This window comes from Amycolatopsis sp. WAC 04169 (assembly GCF_003947535.1).
Lineage (GTDB): Bacteria > Actinomycetota > Actinomycetes > Mycobacteriales > Pseudonocardiaceae > Amycolatopsis > Amycolatopsis keratiniphila.
On sequence record NZ_QHJI01000010.1, the window covers coordinates 112,522 to 129,194 of the forward strand.

Below are 16,673 nucleotides of genomic sequence, written 5' to 3' on the forward strand. Positions count from 1 at the left end.
CTTTCGTGTTCGTATCCCTGGCGTCAGCCAATGCGGAGACGGCCAAAGGGAGTTCGAACTTCATGCGCAGGACAATTGCCCGAACGGTGACGGGCGTGGCGATCGTGGCCGGCCTCGTGGCCGCGTGCGGCTCCGAAGGCGAAAACGGTGCGGCTGGGTCTTCTGGCACGAATGGAACCGCTTCAAGCGCGGCGGGCGCGCCGTCCTCCGGAGCCCCGGCCTCCTCGGGAGCGGGCACCGGCGACGCGGGCCAGGCAGGCGGCGAGGCGGCCCAGAAAGTGACCGCCGCGATCCAGCAGGCGCTTCAGCAGTCACCGATCACCTTCACCACCGAAAGTGCGGAACTGTCCGAAAAGAGCAAAACGGCACTCGGCGAGATCGCCAAGGCCATGCAGGGCAACGACGTCAAGATCGCCGTCGCCACGCACGCGGGTTACCCCGACGCGGAAAAGTCCAAGGCCCTCTCCGAAAAGCGCGCGGAAGCGATCACCGCCGCGCTCGAAGCGGCGGGCGTGGCCAAGGACCGCGTCAAGACCGAGGCGACCGGCAACGAAAAGGCGCAGGGCGACAAGGCGTTGGACACGCAGATCACCGTCGCGCAGTGACCTTCGACGGAAGCGCGGGTGAGGGAGGCGACTCCCCCACCCGCGCGCCGCGTCCCCGCCGTCGCCACTATCTGATCGGCCCGAGCGGCTTTCCGAATTTCGGCGACGAACTCATCGCGGCGACCTGGCTGCGCTATCTGGCACGGACCGAGCCCGAGGCGGACGTCTGGCTCGACACCCACTCACCGGGACCCGCGCAACTGCTGCTGAACGATCTGCATCCACGCCTGCGCTGCACGGACACCCTGTGGCGGTTGTGTGGCGAGGCGCCCTCGGACGATCCGTGGGAGGTGGCGAACTGGGTGCAGTCCGCGGTGAACGACCCGGGGCTCGCGCCCCGCTGGGACGCGGGCATCGATCTGCTCGGCCGGACCGACGTGCTGCACCTGATCGGCGGCGGCTACCTCAACGCGCTGTGGCCCCGGCACATCGGGCTGCTCGCCGGTGCCGCTGCGGCCGCCCGGCGGTCAGGTGCCCGCACCGCCATGACCGGGCAGGGACTGACGCCGTTCCCGCCCGGCGCCACCGATCTCCTCCGATCGCTCGTCGACCGTTTCGACGTCGTCGACGTCCGTGACGACCCGTCGGCCGAACTGCTGCCCGGGGTTGCTCGCACATGCGACGACGTCTTCCTGGAGCCACCCGAGCAGAGACCCGCCGCGCAGGCGCGCGAATTCGTGCTGTGCGTCCAATCCGACATCGGCGCCTTCGAACCGTCCGTGCTGGCCTCCCAGGTGCTGGGTTTGTTGCGGGCTTGGGAAGTCGACCCGGAGCAACTCGCCGTCGTCGAAGGGATTCCCCGTGTCGACCGCGCCGTCCCGGCGCTGCTCGAACACGAACTCGCCGGTGCCGAGTTCCATCCGTTCCGCGATATCTGGCGCCACGGCCTGCCGCTGGCGCCCGGGCAGACCTGGATCTCCAGCCGCTATCACCTGCATCTCGTCGCCGCGGCGGCCGGCGCGGCCGGTCTCGCCTTCAGCGTGTCGCGCGGGTACTACACGACCAAGCACCGCAGCCTGATCGACCTCGGCTCGGGCTGGACGTCGTTCGACGCCGAGGAGGGCGGAACCCCGGACCGCCCGACCGGGACCGGTTTCCCGCCGCACGTCCTCCGGCGGTGCCGCGACCTGAAACGCTCGGTCGCGACGGCGGTGTACGGACACCAGGTGGCCGAGGAGGTCCGGCCCGCGACGCGGCGCCTCGCCCTGCGCTCGTGGCGAACCCGGTCGAGCTAGCCGGATCACGCACTGAGGGAGGGGACCGCCTCGGCGTCCGGGGCGGCCTCGGCCGACCGGGCCACCGGTGTCCGCGCCACGTCCGGTTTCACCAGGCTCCAAGCAACCACCACGGCCAGGTTCACCCCGAGCGACACCAGACCCGCGTTGAACCCGCCGAACGTCGCACCGGTGAGGTACAGGGCGATCGCGGTGAGCACCCCGGCGACCATCCCGGCGGCGACCGCGGCCGTCCGCACCCGGCGCACGAAGAGGATCGCGAGCCAGCCTGGGACGACCTGGGCCAGCAGGTTGTACGTCAGGTTCAGGATCGTGAGCATCAACGTCGACGCGACGAGGGTCAGTACCGCCGCCAGCACCAGGAAACTCGCCACCGCGACCACCGTCCACCGCCGTTGCGCCGCGGCCGGGACGTTCGGCGCGAGGTTGCGGCAGACCATGCCGCCGATGGTGAGCGCGGTCGCCGCGAGCACCAGCACACCGGAGAGCGCGGCGCCGGCGGCGACGAGTCCCAGCAGCCAGTCGGGCAGCAAACCCTTGGCGGTCACCATGAACACCGTGTTCGGGTTCTCCAGATCCGGATGCGCGCGCACGCCGTAGTAGGCGGCCAGCACCAGGAACGGGTAGATCAGCATGTACATCGGCATCCACACGGTCGAGCTCTTCACCGCGCGTTCGGACCGGGCCGGGAACACGTACGCGCCACCGAAGCCGAGGTAGAACACGATGCTCTGGAAGAGGATCGTCGTCATCGCGAAGGTCAGTTCCGAGCCGCCCATGGTGGTCTGCGCCGCGCTGAGCACCTCGGGCCCGCTGACCTTGGCGGTGCCGCCGGCGGCGATCACGACCGCCACCCCGACGAGCACGACGCCGAGCAGCATGAAGAAATCCTTGAGGATCGAGACGAACGCGGGCGACCGCACACCGGAGACGGCGATGTAGACGAACGCCACGATGCCCGCCAGCACCACGCTCTGCACCGGATCCAGCCGCAGCCCCAGATTGCTCAGCACCACCTGGAGCCCGATGAACTGGTACTGCCCCCACGGGACCAGCGCGATCAGCATCGTCACGCAGGTGATCAGCTCCAGCCGCCTGCTGCCGAAATGCCGTCCGAACACGTCGGGCACGGTCATCGCGTCGTACCGTTTCGCCGCCCGCCACACCAGCGGGGCCAGGAAATAGCCCAGCGAGTACGCGAGCAGGATGTAGCCGAGGAACCAGATCCCGTAGCTCGCGCCGTGCGCGTAGATCCCGCTCGGGAACCCGATCATCGTCCCGATGCTGTACACCTCGCCGACCGCGAGGAAGTACACCAGCCACGCCGGGAAGGACCGGCCGCCGACGAGGAATTCCGAGATCCCACCGTCGCGCGTGGACCGTCCGGCCCACACGGCGAGCCCGATCGAGCCCGCCATCACCACCGCCACGATCGCGATCAGCATCAGTCGTCCTCCGGGTAGTGGGCGCGGTCGAAGAAACGCCAGCTGATCCACAGGCACAGGGTGGTCAGCGGGCAGCAGCAGAACACCCAGAAGAACAGCACCGGGATGCCCAGCACCGACGCCGTCGATCCGGACAGCATCAGGATTCCCGCCAGCAGGACGAAGGCGGGGACGAACAATCCTATGAGGACACTCGGCCAGCTGCGGATCATCGTCGTGCTCCCGTCGTTTCGCGCCGCCAGACGACCTCGCCGCCGCTGACGGTGGCGTCCACGGTCAGCTCGCGGATCCGGTCGGGGTCGACCGTGGTGGGATCGCCGGACAGCACCGCGAGATCGGCGAGTTTCCCGATCTCCAGGCTGCCTTTGACGTCTTCCTCGCCCGCGAGGTAGGCCGCGTCGATCGTGTAGCCGCGCAACGCGGCATCGACGTCCACCGCCTGTTCGGGGCCGAGTACCTTGCCCTGCCTGGTGATCCGGCGCACCGCGCACCAGATCCCCTCCAGCGGCGGCACCGGCGTCACCGGGGTGTCCGAATGCAGTCCGAAGTGGATTCCGCGTGAGCGGGCCGAAACCAGCGGGCTGATCCGGCGCGCCCGCTCGGGCCCGAGGAAGACGTCGCGATGCCGATCTCCCCAGTAGTAGACGTGCTTGACGAAGAACGACGCGAGGACGTCGTGGGCGGCCATCCGGTCCAGCTGGTCTTCGCGCACCGTCTGGCAGTGCTCGATCCGATGCCGCCTGCCGGTTCCCCGCGGCGAGCCCAGCCGGGAGTAGCCGTCGATGATCGCGTCGATCGCCGCGTCGCCGTTGCCGTGCACGGCGACCTGCCAGCCCGCCGCGTCGAGCGCGGCGATCCGGCGGCCGAGGTCGGCGGGTTCGAGCAGCATCATGCCGTGCTCGTCCGGATCGCAGGTGTAGCCCTCCGCGAGGCAGCCGGTCTTGCCCTGGATCGAACCGTCCGCGACGATCTTCACCCCCGTCATCGCGAATTTGTCGTCCGCCTGGGCTTCCGGCCGTTCCGGGTGACCTTCGCCGAGGCCGGGCAGGAGACCGTCGAACAGGTAACCGCGCACCCGGACACGCAGCTTTCCGGCGCGCCTCAGCAGCGCGTACGCCTCCAGTTCCGCCGCTCCGCCGATGAGCCCGATACCGGTGTCGTGCACAGAGGTCACGCCGTTGGCGAGGTACTCCTCGTCCGCCAGGAGAAGCGCTTCGGCCAGTTCGCCCGCGCCCTGGCCGGGCAGCCGGGACGTGACGAGGAAGGCCGCGGTCTCCACGAGCACACCGGTCGGCTCCCCGCGGGCGTCGCGCACGATGAGCCCGCCGGGCGGGTCCGGGGTCTCGGCGGTGATCCCGACTTCGCGCAGGGCGAGCGAGTTCGCGGTGCAGAAGTGGCCGGAAACATGGGTCAGCACCACGGGATTGCGGCCGGAGACGGGGTCGAGGTCCGCGCGCGTCGGATGACGGCCGTCCGCGAGCAGCGTGTCGTCGTACCGGAAACCCCGGATCCACTCCCCCGGGCCCAGTTCCTTCGCCGCCTGGGCGACGCGTCCGGCGATGTCGGCGATGGTGTCGTTGGGCGGGCTGCCGGCGTCGACCGGCGCGGCCAGCGTCATCCCGAAGAACGCCGGATGGTTGTGGGATTCGACGAACCCGGGGATCACCGTGCGCTCGGCCAGGTCGAGCACGGTGGTCTCCGGGCCGATCAGCCGGGAGATCTCCCGTTCGGAACCCAGCGCGGTGATCCGCCCGCCGCTCGCGGCCAGCGCGCGTACCCGTCTCCCCGCCGCGTCCAAGGTGAGGACGGTGCCACCGAGCGCGACGAAATCGGCTTCTCGAACGAACTCCACCACACGGACCTCCTGGCGACGTGTCCTGGCTCACGAGGGATCCCCAGACAGTGCGGCACATCTGGCCGCCTGAACAGGTCCAGAACGCTCCGGTGCGGTGGTACCAGTTACGCGATCAGGTCGCGGCAGGCCTGGCCGAGCAGGCGGATACCAGGGTCGATGTCACGCAAGGGGACGGCCGCGAACCCGATCCGGAAATGGTTCTTCGGCGGATCGTCCCCGACGAAGAAGATGTCACCGGGCTCGATCAGGACGCCGTCGCGCTCGGCGCGCTCGATCAGCACCCGGCAGTCCAATTCGGGCGGCCCGGTCATCCAGAGGCTGACGCCGCCCGGCGGGTACGCCGTCTGCGTCCACGGCAGGTGTTCGGTGACCGCGGCGCAGGTCGCCTCCCACTTCCGCATCAGTTTCGTGCGGTACCGCCGCAGGGAGCGGTGGTACTCGCCGCTGTCGATCAGTAACGCCAGCGCCCGCTGGAGGTGACCGGGCGGATGCCGCAGCACGTACCGCCGGATCTCCCGCAGCTCCCGCACCAGTTCGCGCGGCCCGACCAAGTACCCGAGCCGCAGGCCGGGCGAGAGGAACTTGGAGAAGGTGCCGAGGTAGATCGCGTCACCGGTGCCGTCGAGCGCCTTGAGCGCGGGCGTCGGGCTGCCGTGGTACCGGAATTCGCTGTCGTAGTCGTCCTCGACGAGCACCGTGCCCGCACTCGCGGCGAGGCTGAGCAGCCGCCGGCGGCGGCCGATGCTCAACGTCGCGTTCGTCGGGTGATGGTGGCTCGGGGTGAGATAGAGCAGGTCGACGCCGTCGAGCGTGTCCGGCGGGCGCAGGCCGCTCTGATCGACGTCGACGCCGCGCAGCCCGGCGCCGGTGCGCAGGAAGATGTGCCGGGCGTCGAGGTATCCCGGGTTCTCCATCGCCACGACGCTGTCCGCCCCGAGCAGCGCGCGGCCGAGCAGGTCGAGGCCCTGCTGCGAGCCGACGGTGATCAGCACCTCGGACGGGTCGGCCTCGATCCCCCGCGCGGTGAGCAGCTGACGGCAGATCAGGTCGACCAGCATCGGGTCGTCGGAGCCGACGCTGTCCTGCAGGCTCGGGAACACGTGCGGCCGGTACAGCGCGTCTCGTAGGCAGCGGGTCCACGACCGCGCCGGGAAGGCGGTGACGTCCACCTGCCCGGCGAGGAACGGGTACGGGTAGGTGTGCCAGTCCGGGCGTTTCTCGATATGCGGCACCCCGGCGTCCGGATACCGGCGCACCCGCGCGCTCCAGTCGATGGCCGGGCTGGTGCCGCGCTCCTGCACCGCGCAATGCGGCCGCATCTCCGCGTTGATGAACAGCCCGCTGCGCTCCCGGCTCTCCACGAACCCCTCGGCGACCAGCTCCTGGTAGGCGAGGTTGATGGTGTTGCGGGAAACGCCGAGTTCGGCGGCCAGCTCACGCGAGCTCGGCAGCCGGTGCGCCGGGTCGAACGTGCCGATCGCGATGCCGTGCTCGATGGCACGCCGCACCTGCCGGTAGAGCGGCTCGGCGGACGTCCGGTCGATTTCGATCAACGTTCGCGGCAACGGCACCTCCCTTCCGGCGACGGGCCGGGATCTGAACCTAGCTCCCGATCCCGGCCCGCACCACCTAGCCGAGCACGTCGTCGAGGACGGCCGAAGCGATTCCCAGTGCCTCGCCGACCGGCGCGGACGTCAGCCTGCCGTCCACCGTGCTGACCCCGCCGCGCAGCTCCGGGCACCGCGCGACGGCGCCGGACAGACCGTGGTTCGCCAGCTCCAGCGCGTAGGGCAGCGTGACGTTCGTCAGCGCGTACGTCGAGGTGTGCGGAACGGCGCCGGGCATGTTGGCGACGCAGTAGAACACCGAGTTGTGCACCTGGAACGTCGGCTCCGCGTGCGTGGTCGGCCGCGTGTCCTCGAAACAGCCACCCTGGTCGACGGAAATGTCGACGAGCACGCTGCCCGGCTTCATGCGGGACACGAGATCGTTCGACACCAGGCTCGGCGCCTTGGCACCGGGCACGAGCACCGCGCCGATCACGAGGTCGGCTTCGAGCACGGCCTCTTCGATCGAGTACGCGTTGGCCGCGGCGGTGCGGATCCGGCCCTGGTACATCCGGTCTGCGGCACGGAGCTTGTCGACGTTCTTGTCGAACAGGACGACGTCGGCCCAGGTCCCGGCCGCGCCGGCGACCGCGTTCATACCCGCGACACCGGCGCCGAGTACGACCACCCGCGCCGGGGCGACCCCGGAGACGCCGCCGATGAGCACCCCGCGCCCGCCGTTGGCCCGCATGAGCGTCTGCGCGCCGACCTGCGGGGCCAGCCGCCCGGCGACCTCGCTCATCGGGAACAGCAGGGGCAGCGATCCGTTCGGCAGCTGCACCGTCTCGTACGCCACCGACGTCGTGCCCGCGTCCAGCAGCGCCCGCGTGCACGGCTCGCTCGCGGCGAGGTGGAGGTAGGTGAACAGCAGCTGATCGCGGCGCAGGCGGTGGTACTCCTCGGCGATCGGCTCCTTGACCTTGAGCACGAGGTCTCCGGTCGCCCAGACGTCGTCGGCGCTGTCGAGCACCTTCGCGCCGGCGGCGGCGTAGTCCTCGTCGCGCACGGAAGACCCTTCCCCCGCTCCGCGCTCGACGAACACCTCGTGCCCGGCCGAAGTGAACTCGTGTACGCCCGCGGGTGTCACCGCGACCCGGTACTCGTGGTTCTTGACTTCACGAGGGACACCGATCTTCATCTCACGCTCCCGTCTGTTCCAAAGGCAGTGACGCTGAGCGTGCGGCACGGCTGGAACGGCCAGAAGTGCCAGAACCCGCGCGTTCGACGGGTCCAGTTCGCGAGGAGGTGCTCCGTGAAGGCATCACCACGTGCCGTCGTAGATCATGACCTGCTCGCGGTCATGGCGTGTCGCGAAAGTGGCTTTCGCGACACGCCCCTGACCGCAGCCCCGCAGAGCCTGGGCCGAAGGGGACTTTCCCCGCATCCGACGCGACGAAAGCCACCTTCACACCACAAGACATCCTTCGCCGCTCATAGCGCTGGGCTATGACGTCTTCGCCAGACGACGGCTACCGCCACGCCGAGACCGGATCCACAATGGACTCGTGGGAACCCTGGCCATGACCTCGCTCGCGGCGGCGGCCGGGGTGGTCGCCCAGCGCCTTTCCGGGATGGGGCTTTCCCTGCTGTGCGTACCGTTCCTGGCGCTGGCCCTGGGCCCGCTCGACGCCGTCCGGCTCACCCTGCTGCTCGGCTTCCCGGTCTATCTCGCGGTCGCGATCACCCATTGGCGGGCGATCAGATGGACCCAGGTCGCGTGGCTGACGGTGCCCGCGGTGCTGTTCACGCCGATCGTCGCGCTCGTGGTCCGCGGTGTCCCCTCGCGGCCGCTGCTGCTCGCCGCGGGCGGCTGCTGTGTCCTCGCCGTCGGCGTGCTGGCGAGCGGCATCACCAGCAGACGGCTGGCCGGACGGACGGGCGCCGTCGGCGCGGGTGTGCTGAGCGCGGCGATGAACTCCGTCGCCGGACTCTCCGGTCCCGCCGTGGCGGTGTACGGGGCGAGCGCGGGTTGGGGCGCGGACGAGACACGCGGGACGCTGTCTATCTACTTCTTCCTCCTCGGCCTGGTCGCGTTGCCCAGCCTCGGCTGGGTGGAGGTGCCCGTGAGCGTGCTCCTCGCGGTCGCTCTCGCCGCACTCGCGGGCGATCTTCTGGGGCGGGCGCTCAGCCGCCGGGTCGGTGAACGGTCCGTCCGCTGGTCCGTTCTCCTGCTTTCGGCGGCGGGTGGCGCGCTGACGCTGGCGCACGCGGCCTGAGGACCGCCGGTAATACGATGGCCGGTGATGACTCCGCCGGACCGCCCCGAATGGCGATCGCGTGCGTGGCTGGTCGCCTCCGCGGTACTGGTCGTGGCCGCGATCGCGCTGCTGGCCGTCGGCGCGAACGGACCCGGCGCGGTCGTCGTGCCGATTCTCGTGGTGGCCACGGCCATCGGCGTGACGACGTGGACGCTGATCCGCGCTCGCAAGCGGCGCCTCGACTACGAAACCCGCCTCACCGGCTGGGCGGCGGAGCACGCCACGCAGCATGAGCGGCTCCGGATCGCCCGGGAACTCCACGACATCGTTTCCCACGGCCTCGGCGTGATCACGTTGCGAGCCAGTGCGGCGCGGCGGGTCCAAGGGGAAGTCCGGGAAGCGGAGCGCGAACAGGCACTCGTCGACATCGAGCGGACGAGCCGGGACGCGGTCACCGAACTCCGGCGCATGCTGGCCGTGCTTCGCGACCCTGACGAGCGCGGCGCCCCGTTGCGGCCCGTGCTGAACCTGTCGGATCTTCCCGCCATCGTCGAGGCCGCTCGTCCGCTGGGCATCGAGCCGCGATTGGACGTCCGCGAGCTCGGGGACGTTTCCCCTGGGATACAAGCGACTGTGTGCGAAATCGTCCGTGAAGCCGTCGCGAACACCGCGCGCTACGCCGGGCCGACGATCGCTCGCGTCGAGGTCCGGCGCGACAGCGACACGATCGTCGTGACCGTCGAGGACGACGGGCCGCGAAGTGCCTGGTCCCCCGCCCCGGGTGCCGGTCACGGCCTGGCCGGACTTCGAGAACGGACCGAGGTGCTCGGCGGCGACCTGCACGTGGCACCGGCCGGAACCGGATTCCGGCTCACCGCGCGACTACCGGACGGAGCACGCCGGTGACCGGACAACCACCGATCCGGGTCCTGCTCGCCGACGACCAGCGGCTGCTGCGGCACAGCCTGGCGATCATCATCGACGCCACCCCGGACCTGGTCGTCGTCGGACAGGCCGAAGACGGGACGCAGGCGGTGGAACTGGCGCGGCGGCTGCGCCCCGACGTCGTGCTGATGGACATCCGCATGCCCGGCCGGGACGGGATCGTGGCCACCAAGGAGATCAGCGCCTGTCCCGACCTGGCCGGGACCAGGATCCTCGTACTGAGCATGTTCGAGCTGGACGAGTACGTCTACGGTGCGCTCCGCGCGGGTGCGAGCGGTTTCCTGCTCAAGGACACCGAACCGGACGAGCTCATCGCCGCCGTCCGCCGGACGCACAGCGGCGAATCCCTGTTCGCGCCCGCCATTCTCACCCGGCTTATAGCGCACTACGTCACAGCGCCGCCGCACCACAGCCCGCCCCCGCCCGCAGGCCTGACCCAGCGTGAGATCGAGATCCTCACCTACGTCGGCCGCGGGCTGTCCAACACCGAGATCGCCGAGACACTGACCATCGCCGTCAAGACGGTCAAGACGCATATCAGCCGGCTCCTGAGCAAGCTTTCGGCCCGCGACCGCGCCCAGCTGGTGATCACGGCGTACGACCTGGGATTAGTGGCCCCGCGCGCGGTCAAGCGTCCCGCCGGTGGAACGTGATCGCGGAGATCCCCACGGCGACGAGCACCCAGCCCAGCACGACGGCCGAAGCGCCGAGTGCGCGCAAGTCATGGCTCGCGGCGTCCGGGAGGTAGTCCGCGAAAGTGGCCCGGTCATGGAGAAGCGGGCCCGCGATGAAGTAGTACCCGAGCAGCCCGGCCACCGCCGGGACACTCCATCGCACGACCGTCGCGACGGCGGCGGAAAGGATCGTGGTGAGCGCGAGATAGGCGCTCGCTCCCGCCACATCGGACCACGGTCCGCCGGCCAGCGCGGTCAGGGCGGCCGCCGGGGCGGCCACGACCAGGAGGGCGGTCATTTTGGCCAGATGCTGGGTGATCCGGCGTGGCATGGCGGTCAGGGTGCGGTGGATCTGGCCGCCGCCGTACTCCGACGTCACCGCGACGACACCGAGAACGATGAACCCGGCCTGGACGTAGCCGACGGGTGAGACGCCTTGTCGCGAGAACGCGGTCGCGAGGATCGCCGAAACACCCAAGGTGCCGAGCAGGGTGAAGTACGTCGCCGGCAGGCTGAGCAGTTTGAGGATCTCGGCCCGGATCGCCCGGCCGCCCGTCACGCGTCCCTCCCGCGAAAGACCAGGAAACCCGCGGCGAGCAGTGCCGCGACCCAGGCCGTCATCACCAGGCCACCGGTGACCGGCGCGAGCCGGACGGGCAGCTCCACCCGCTCGATGAACATCCGGAACCCTGCCAGGTCGGGGAAGAACGCGGCCAGCGGCGTGACTTTCGTGAGCAGGTAGGTGACCGTGACCACCGACGTGTTCAGGATCAGCACGGTGAGCGGCAGGATTCCGTTGCGTGTCAACAGGGTCAAGCCGGACGCGAGCAGGGCCGTCAGCACCCAGTAGAGGACGACTCCGAGCAGGCGTCGGAAATCGGCGGTACCCAGCGCTTCGACGGTCGTGAGGGTGATGGTCGCGGACACCGCCGCCAGCGCCGCGACCACCGTGCTCATCGCCGCCAGCTTCGCGATCAGCAAGCGCCTCCGGGACGACACGACCGTGAGGCTGGTGGTGATCTGGCGTCCGCCACCGGCGTTCTCCCCCTCGGTGGTGTACTCGCTGCTCACCGCGACGACGCCCAGGATGATCGCGCCCACCACGCCGAACGCGAGTTCCTGGAATCCGAGGTCCACGTTGCCACGACTGACCGCCGCCCTCGCGTTGAGGAACGTCAGGGTGGCCGGGACCAGTACGCCGACCGCGACCGCGGCCCAGACCGACGGCAGCGAGGTGAGTTTGCGCAGTTCTCCCCGATAGACCCTCATCGCACGGCCCCTGTGGTGAGCGCGAAGAACGCGTCCTCCAGGCTTCGGTGCCCACCCACGACCTCGGCGAGTGTTCCCCGCGCGACGATCCTGCCGCCGTCGATGACCACGACGTCGTCGACCGTCTCCGACAGTTCTCCCATGAGGTGGCTCGAAAGCAGGACGGTCCGCCCGGCCGCGGCCCGTTCGCGGAGGAAACCGCGGATCCAGCGGATGCCTTCCGGATCGAGACCGTTGATTGGTTCGTCGAGGACCAGCACCTCGGGGTCGCCGAGCAGTGCCGCCGCCAGTGCCAGCCGTCGCCCCATCCCCAGCGAGTAGCCGCGGACGCGTTTGCCCGCGGCGGCGGACAACCCGACCTCCGCGAGGACCTCGTCCACCCTGCCGCGCGGGATACCGCCCGCCGCGGCGACCCACTTCAGATGCGCCCGGCCGGTGCGCGAGCGATGCGCGCCCGAGCCGTCGAGTACGGCGCCGACCTTGCGCAGCGGATCCCGCAGAGCGGCGAACGGAACACCGTCGACCAGCGCGGTTCCCGACGTCGGCCGGTCCAGCCCAAGGAGGATCCGCAGGGTCGACGACTTCCCGGCGCCGTTGGGCCCGAGGAAGCCGGTCACCCTTCCCGGACGGGCTTCGAAACTGACGTCGGACAGGATCGTCGCCGATCCTCGTCGCTTGGTGAGCCGGTCGAACTTGAGCATCAGGACTTCTTCCCGTCGAGCGCGAACACGTCGCTCGCCAGTCCATCCCAACGGGGTACGCCTTCGCGTCGGACCGGGGGCCGATCCTGGCCGGTGTCCCTGGGCCCTGGGTCCTATGTGATGACCTGAGTTGCCTGATCAGAGATCGGGATCGATTCAGGAATTCGCTGCTAGCCTCGCGGACGTCACCCCGGAATCACCTGGCGAGTTTCATCGTTTTCGATGTATCGTTTCCGATGTGAAAGCCGGTGAGCTGTACCTGCTCGGCAAGCACCTGATGGAGCTGGCGTCCCGAGGTATGCGCGACGACGCCGATCCCGAGGTGCCGGAGATCTATCTCGTGCTGATCTCGGTGGTCGTCGAAGCACCAGGTCTGTCGATCAGCGAGCTGACCGCGCGCACCGGTTTCGCGCAGAGCCATGTCTCCGTCGCCGTCGGAAAGCTGCGTGAGCGGGGCGCCCTGCGCACGCATCCGGATCCGGCCGACCGCCGCCGCACCCTGGTCTCCCCGGTCGACGGCCTGGTCTCGGCGGTCGCACAGCGCCAGCAGCGTAACGCCGAGCAGGTCCTCGCGGCGGCGCTCGCCGAACTCGATCCGGACGAGGATTCGGCCGCTGAACGCGCGGCGCGCCTGGTCCGGGCGGCGGACGAGCTGTACCGCCTGCTCACCGCCCGCGCCCTCAAGGTGGGCGGGGACCCCGCCGCGCTGATGCCGCTGCACTCGCTGGCCGAAGAGGTGACCGGCAAACCGAAGAAATAGGGGGAAGCACATGAAGTACCCGTTCACGGCGACCGAACTCGAGGAGCCCGTGAGCCGCGTGCGTCTCGCGACCGGCGAGGACGCCTGGCTCGTCACCCGCTACGACGACATCCGTGCCTTGCTTACCGATCCGCGATTCCGCGTCTGGCTGCCCGGGGTTCCCGAGACCGGCGCCGACGCTCTGCTCTTCACCATGAACGGCCCCGAACACGCGCGGCTCAGGCGCATCGCGGGTAAGGCACTCACCCCACGCCGGGTGGAGCTCCTGCGGCCGCGCGTCGAGGCGATCGCGGAAGACCTGGTCACGAAGCTGCTCGCACCGGGACCGCCCGCGGAAATCCTTGAGGGATATGCGATCCCGTTCGCCCTCTCGGTGCTGAACGAACTCCTCGGCGTTCCACCGTCGGCTCGTGACGCGCTGCGGAGCTGGGCGGACGGCGTGCTCGCGGTGTTCACCGCGCCGAGCTACGAGGAGATGACCGAGTCCTCCCGGAAGCTGGGTGACTACCTCGCGGAACTGGTCGAGGCGAAACACCTCGCGCCCGGCGAGGACCTCCTGACTGGCCTGTTGCAGGCCCGGGGCGACGACGGCGACGCGCTGCGGCCGGACGAGGTCACCCAACTCGCCTTCGCGATCCTTCTCGGCGGATACGTCCCGCCCGCGAACGCGTTGGCCCAGATCGTGCTGCGACTGGCGGCCGACCCCGAACTGCCCCGCGATCCCGCGCCGATCGAGGAATTCCTTCGCCAGGACCAAGGTTCGGCCGCCGACCAGGGGCGAGTCGCGGTAGAAGACGCCGACGTCGGCGGGGTGCCGATCCGCGCGGGCGAATTCGTCCTCGCCTCCCTGCAGGCGGGCAACCACGACCCCCGGCGGTTTCCCGCACCGGAGCGAGTCGATCCCCTTCGCACGCAAGGACATCTGTCCTTCGGCCACGGACCGCACCACTGCCTCGGCGCGGCACTGGCCCGCCTGCAACTGCGGACCGGTGTCGCCGCGCTTCTGGCCGCCGCCCCGGGACTGCGCCTCGCGGTACCGCTCGAAGAAGTCGCCTGGCGGCGGATGTTCCTGACGCTCCGGGGCCCGGTCGCGGTGCCAATCGACTGGTGACGGGCTGCGTGCTGCTGGCGTGTCCTCGCCTGCCGTCCTAGTATTCGAACGGGTGAGGAGGCTGTCGCATTGAGTGATCGAACCTTGCGGTTCCCGACCGGCAGCTTCTTGGCGGGACTGCCGCCGAAAGCCTGTTCCGCCTTGCTGGCCCTCGGCACATTGAAGGAATACGACCCCGACACGGTACTTCTCCACGAAGGGGACTCGAGCACACACGCGTTCCTCCTCCTCAACGGCTGCGTGAAGATCACCGGTACGACGCCCGACGGACAGCTGGCGCTCCTGGCCATCCGGGTCGGTGGAGATCTGGTGGGTGAGCTCGCGGCGATGGACGGGCAGCCGAGGATCGCCACGGCGACCACGGCCGGCCGGGTCCGGGCGCGGATCGTCGCACAGGCCGAGTTCCGCCGGTTCCTGACCGAGACCCCGGAAGTCGCGCTGGCGGCGAGCAGCAATGTCGCGGTGAAACTGCGCTGGGCCACCCGCCGCCGGATCGATTTCGGGAGTCGCGAGGTCAGGGTCAGGCTCGCCCGTGTGCTGGTCGAGTTGTCCGCATCCTACGGTGTCCCCGCCGGCCCGGATGTCGAACTCGGCGTTTCCCTGTCCCAGCCCGAACTCGCGGCGCTGGTCGGGGCAGCGGAGCCGACCGTGCACCGCGCTTTGGCGCTTCTCCGGCGGGAAGACATCGTCGAAACCGGATACCGCAGCCTGCGCATCCGCGATCGGCTTCGACTCGCCGCCGTGGCCGAAGGTTGACCCCGCTCACGACAACATCGTCATGAGCGGGAGTCCGAGTCCGCTGAGGAAGAGCACCCAGATGCCGGTCAGCGCGAATCGGACGTGGCGGTGCTTCCGCATGGCGAGGGCGGCCAGCAACCTGATCAACTCGCGGGCCTCATCGCACTGGTCTCGCACGGATCGAGAGACGGCCGCGGACTTGCCGGTCGCTACGCTCGGAAAAGCGAACCTGTTACCCCCGGGCGGTGCGCCTGTCCGAGGCCGGACAGCCTGGACGAGGTGAAACGACGAATACAGGTACGCCACCACGAAACAGAACAAGATCGCGAAATGCGGAGCCGAGATCAGCCGTGGTGGTCCGAGCAGGGCGAGCTGAGCGGTCTCCATGGCGGTGATCATGGCTTGTATCGCCACGACGGTCCGCACCTTCTCATCGGCGTGCTGGACCGCGCCTTGGAAGGACGAGATCGTGTTCAGCATCGTGCTGAGCTCTGCTTCCGCCCGGACAGTGCTGCCCCGCAGCCCGGCCGGTGGCTTCTTGCTGGTGCTTCGCATCGTGACTCTCCTCGCTGTCGCCACCATCGTCGTGTGACCGCGACGCACATATGCCGCCTCAGGACGGGTTCTCCTCATCGGGTCATTTCCCGGCCGCATCCCGTCCCGAGACGGGGTGTGGATCGCCGTGACATGGCTGCCTTGGAGGGGTCCAATGGCAGCTCGCGCGGGCAGGTGCACGCACGGCATGACGAGGGAGCGGAGCTGAACCAGCAGTCTTGGCCCGCCGACACCCTGCTCGGCCGAATGTCGACACGGTCCAGGGAAGCTCTTCTCGAACTGGGCACGGCGGTGGCTTATGAGGCGCAGCACCAGGTATTTCGGCAGGGCGAGGAAAGCCACCACGTGGTGTTGCTGCTCGACGGCCTGATGAAGGTCTTTGTCCACACCGAGTTCGGCAGGCCCGTGCTCCTCGCTCTGCGCGGTCGCGGCGACCTGCTCGGAGAGATCTCGATGCTCGAGCGGCTGCCGCACTCAGCCAACGTGATGACCTGCAAACCCGCGCAAGCGAGGTTGATCAAGAACTTGCAGTTGTGCGACTTCTTCGATCGTCATTCCGATGCCTGGGCCGCACTGGCGGGGACCTTGGGCACACGGCTGCACAAGGCGGACGTCGGCAGGACAGAGTTCGTCGCCTGTCCGGCGCCCGTGCGGGTCGGCCGGATCATCGCCGAGATCGCCGGCGCGTACGGCATCAGGACCGCGGAAGGCTTGGACCTCGACGTCGCGTTGACACAGACCGAGTTGGCCTCGCTTGCCGGCGTATCTCTGGCGACGTTCGAGAAGACTCTGCGCCTGTTGCAACAATTCGGGCTGGTGCAGCGGAAATCTCGACGAATCGTAGTCGCCGATCTGCCAAGGTTGCGCCGATTCGGCGTACTCGAACGGGAGAACCCGTATCAATACGGGATCGTCGACGCGGACGTGGCTCAGAGTTAGGGACTCGAAGTCATCGGATCGCTCATCGATCCTCGG

At 69.4% G+C, this 16,673-nt stretch carries 18 protein-coding genes; 9 read left to right on the forward strand and 9 right to left on the reverse strand.

Annotated elements, in window-relative coordinates; all coding sequences use genetic code 11:
• The first annotated feature begins 5 nt into the window (after positions 1–5).
• Both DMC61_RS28000 and DMC61_RS28005 read left to right on the forward strand, forming a co-directional pair.
• Positions 6–605, forward strand: coding sequence for an OmpA family protein (locus DMC61_RS28000; RefSeq protein WP_233594977.1), 600 nt, complete (start codon positions 6–8; stop codon positions 603–605).
• Positions 602–1,840, forward strand: coding sequence for a polysaccharide pyruvyl transferase family protein (locus DMC61_RS28005; protein ID WP_125692625.1), 1,239 nt, complete (start codon positions 602–604; stop codon positions 1,838–1,840). Before DMC61_RS28000 ends, DMC61_RS28005 begins: the two co-directional genes overlap by 4 nt.
• A 5-nt stretch (positions 1,841–1,845) precedes the next feature.
• On the opposite strand, the gene DMC61_RS28010 is transcribed toward DMC61_RS28005, so the two are convergent.
• From DMC61_RS28010 to ald, 5 genes are all read right to left on the reverse strand, one after another.
• Entirely contained in the window at positions 1,846–3,285 is a 1,440-nt protein-coding gene (locus DMC61_RS28010; protein ID WP_125692627.1) for a sodium:solute symporter, read from the reverse strand.
• On the reverse strand, positions 3,285–3,497 hold the full coding sequence (locus DMC61_RS28015; protein WP_063271626.1) for a DUF3311 domain-containing protein: 213 nt from the start codon (positions 3,495–3,497) through the stop codon (positions 3,285–3,287). Before DMC61_RS28015 ends, DMC61_RS28010 begins: the two co-directional genes overlap by 1 nt.
• Positions 3,494–5,140, reverse strand: a complete 1,647-nt coding sequence (locus DMC61_RS28020) for an amidohydrolase (protein WP_125692629.1) — start codon at positions 5,138–5,140, stop codon at positions 3,494–3,496. The genes DMC61_RS28015 and DMC61_RS28020 overlap by 4 nt, the downstream gene beginning before the upstream one ends.
• A gap of 104 nt (positions 5,141–5,244) precedes the next feature.
• The gene (locus tag DMC61_RS28025) at positions 5,245–6,705 is read right to left on the reverse strand and encodes a PLP-dependent aminotransferase family protein (RefSeq protein WP_125692631.1); all 1,461 of its coding nucleotides are present in this window, start codon (positions 6,703–6,705) and stop codon (positions 5,245–5,247) included.
• Between the two features lie 64 nt (positions 6,706–6,769).
• Positions 6,770–7,885 carry an alanine dehydrogenase gene (gene ald, locus DMC61_RS28030; RefSeq protein ID WP_125692633.1) on the reverse strand — a complete coding sequence of 372 codons (1,116 nt, stop codon included), beginning with the start codon at positions 7,883–7,885 and terminating at the stop codon, positions 6,770–6,772.
• 367 nt (positions 7,886–8,252) lie between these two features.
• Between ald and DMC61_RS28035 the strand changes: the two genes are divergently transcribed.
• Genes DMC61_RS28035 through DMC61_RS28045 form a run of 3 tightly spaced genes read left to right on the forward strand, consistent with a single transcriptional unit; the run spans position 8,253 to position 10,543 of the window.
• Positions 8,253–8,963 carry a TSUP family transporter gene (locus DMC61_RS28035; protein WP_233594978.1) on the forward strand — a complete coding sequence of 237 codons (711 nt, stop codon included), beginning with the start codon at positions 8,253–8,255 and terminating at the stop codon, positions 8,961–8,963.
• A 27-nt stretch (positions 8,964–8,990) separates the two neighbouring features.
• Positions 8,991–9,851, forward strand: coding sequence for a sensor histidine kinase (locus DMC61_RS28040; protein WP_233594979.1), 861 nt, complete (start codon positions 8,991–8,993; stop codon positions 9,849–9,851).
• Positions 9,848–10,543 carry a response regulator transcription factor gene (locus DMC61_RS28045; protein ID WP_125692638.1) on the forward strand — a complete coding sequence of 232 codons (696 nt, stop codon included), beginning with the start codon at positions 9,848–9,850 and terminating at the stop codon, positions 10,541–10,543. Before DMC61_RS28040 ends, DMC61_RS28045 begins: the two co-directional genes overlap by 4 nt.
• On the opposite strand, the gene DMC61_RS28050 is transcribed toward DMC61_RS28045, so the two are convergent.
• The 3 genes from DMC61_RS28050 to DMC61_RS28060 are packed head-to-tail and all read right to left on the reverse strand — an operon-like array spanning position 10,518 to position 12,534.
• Complete coding sequence (locus DMC61_RS28050) at positions 10,518–11,123, reverse strand: hypothetical protein (RefSeq protein ID WP_125692640.1); 606 nt, start codon at positions 11,121–11,123, stop codon at positions 10,518–10,520. The genes DMC61_RS28045 and DMC61_RS28050 overlap by 26 nt on opposite strands.
• Complete coding sequence (locus tag DMC61_RS28055; RefSeq protein ID WP_125692642.1) at positions 11,120–11,833, reverse strand: ABC transporter permease; 714 nt, start codon at positions 11,831–11,833, stop codon at positions 11,120–11,122. The genes DMC61_RS28050 and DMC61_RS28055 overlap by 4 nt, the downstream gene beginning before the upstream one ends.
• Positions 11,830–12,534, reverse strand: coding sequence for an ABC transporter ATP-binding protein (locus DMC61_RS28060; RefSeq protein ID WP_125692644.1), 705 nt, complete (start codon positions 12,532–12,534; stop codon positions 11,830–11,832). The genes DMC61_RS28055 and DMC61_RS28060 overlap by 4 nt, the downstream gene beginning before the upstream one ends.
• A gap of 238 nt (positions 12,535–12,772) precedes the next feature.
• Here DMC61_RS28060 and DMC61_RS28065 point away from each other — a divergent pair, with 238 nt between their 5' ends.
• From DMC61_RS28065 to DMC61_RS28075, 3 genes are all read left to right on the forward strand, one after another.
• Positions 12,773–13,294 (forward strand): MarR family winged helix-turn-helix transcriptional regulator, encoded by a 522-nt coding sequence (locus DMC61_RS28065; RefSeq protein ID WP_125692646.1) that lies wholly within the window; start codon positions 12,773–12,775, stop codon positions 13,292–13,294.
• Between the two features lie 10 nt (positions 13,295–13,304).
• Positions 13,305–14,405 (forward strand): cytochrome P450, encoded by a 1,101-nt coding sequence (locus DMC61_RS28070; protein WP_125692648.1) that lies wholly within the window; start codon positions 13,305–13,307, stop codon positions 14,403–14,405.
• A 69-nt stretch (positions 14,406–14,474) separates the two neighbouring features.
• A complete protein-coding gene (locus DMC61_RS28075; RefSeq protein ID WP_199750124.1) occupies positions 14,475–15,161 on the forward strand; it encodes a Crp/Fnr family transcriptional regulator in 687 nt (228 codons plus the stop codon).
• A gap of 6 nt (positions 15,162–15,167) precedes the next feature.
• Here DMC61_RS28075 and DMC61_RS41235 read toward each other — a convergent pair whose 3' ends face one another.
• Complete coding sequence (locus DMC61_RS41235) at positions 15,168–15,698, reverse strand: Pycsar system effector family protein (RefSeq protein ID WP_158634142.1); 531 nt, start codon at positions 15,696–15,698, stop codon at positions 15,168–15,170.
• Positions 15,699–15,830: 132 nt separating this feature from the next.
• Here DMC61_RS41235 and DMC61_RS28080 point away from each other — a divergent pair, with 132 nt between their 5' ends.
• Entirely contained in the window at positions 15,831–16,637 is an 807-nt protein-coding gene (locus tag DMC61_RS28080; RefSeq protein WP_158634143.1) for a Crp/Fnr family transcriptional regulator, read from the forward strand.
• Positions 16,638–16,673: the final 36 nt, after the last annotated feature.

Bases quoted from the DNA above. Each gene is read 5' to 3' on its own strand.
- DMC61_RS28070 (WP_125692648.1), top strand. From the start codon at position 13,305: ATGAAGTACCCGTTCACGGCGACCGAACTCGAGGAGCCCGTGAGCCGC.
- ald (WP_125692633.1), bottom strand. From the start codon at position 7,885: ATGAAGATCGGTGTCCCTCGTGAAGTCAAGAACCACGAGTACCGGGTC.
- DMC61_RS28055 (WP_125692642.1), bottom strand. From the start codon at position 11,833: ATGAGGGTCTATCGGGGAGAACTGCGCAAACTCACCTCGCTGCCGTCG.
- DMC61_RS41235 (WP_158634142.1), bottom strand. From the start codon at position 15,698: ATGCGAAGCACCAGCAAGAAGCCACCGGCCGGGCTGCGGGGCAGCACT.
- DMC61_RS28060 (WP_125692644.1), bottom strand. From the start codon at position 12,534: ATGCTCAAGTTCGACCGGCTCACCAAGCGACGAGGATCGGCGACGATC.
- DMC61_RS28010 (WP_125692627.1), bottom strand. From the start codon at position 3,285: ATGCTGATCGCGATCGTGGCGGTGGTGATGGCGGGCTCGATCGGGCTC.
- DMC61_RS28015 (WP_063271626.1), bottom strand. From the start codon at position 3,497: ATGATCCGCAGCTGGCCGAGTGTCCTCATAGGATTGTTCGTCCCCGCC.
- DMC61_RS28040 (WP_233594979.1), top strand. From the start codon at position 8,991: ATGACTCCGCCGGACCGCCCCGAATGGCGATCGCGTGCGTGGCTGGTC.
- DMC61_RS28080 (WP_158634143.1), top strand. From the start codon at position 15,831: ATGGCTGCCTTGGAGGGGTCCAATGGCAGCTCGCGCGGGCAGGTGCAC.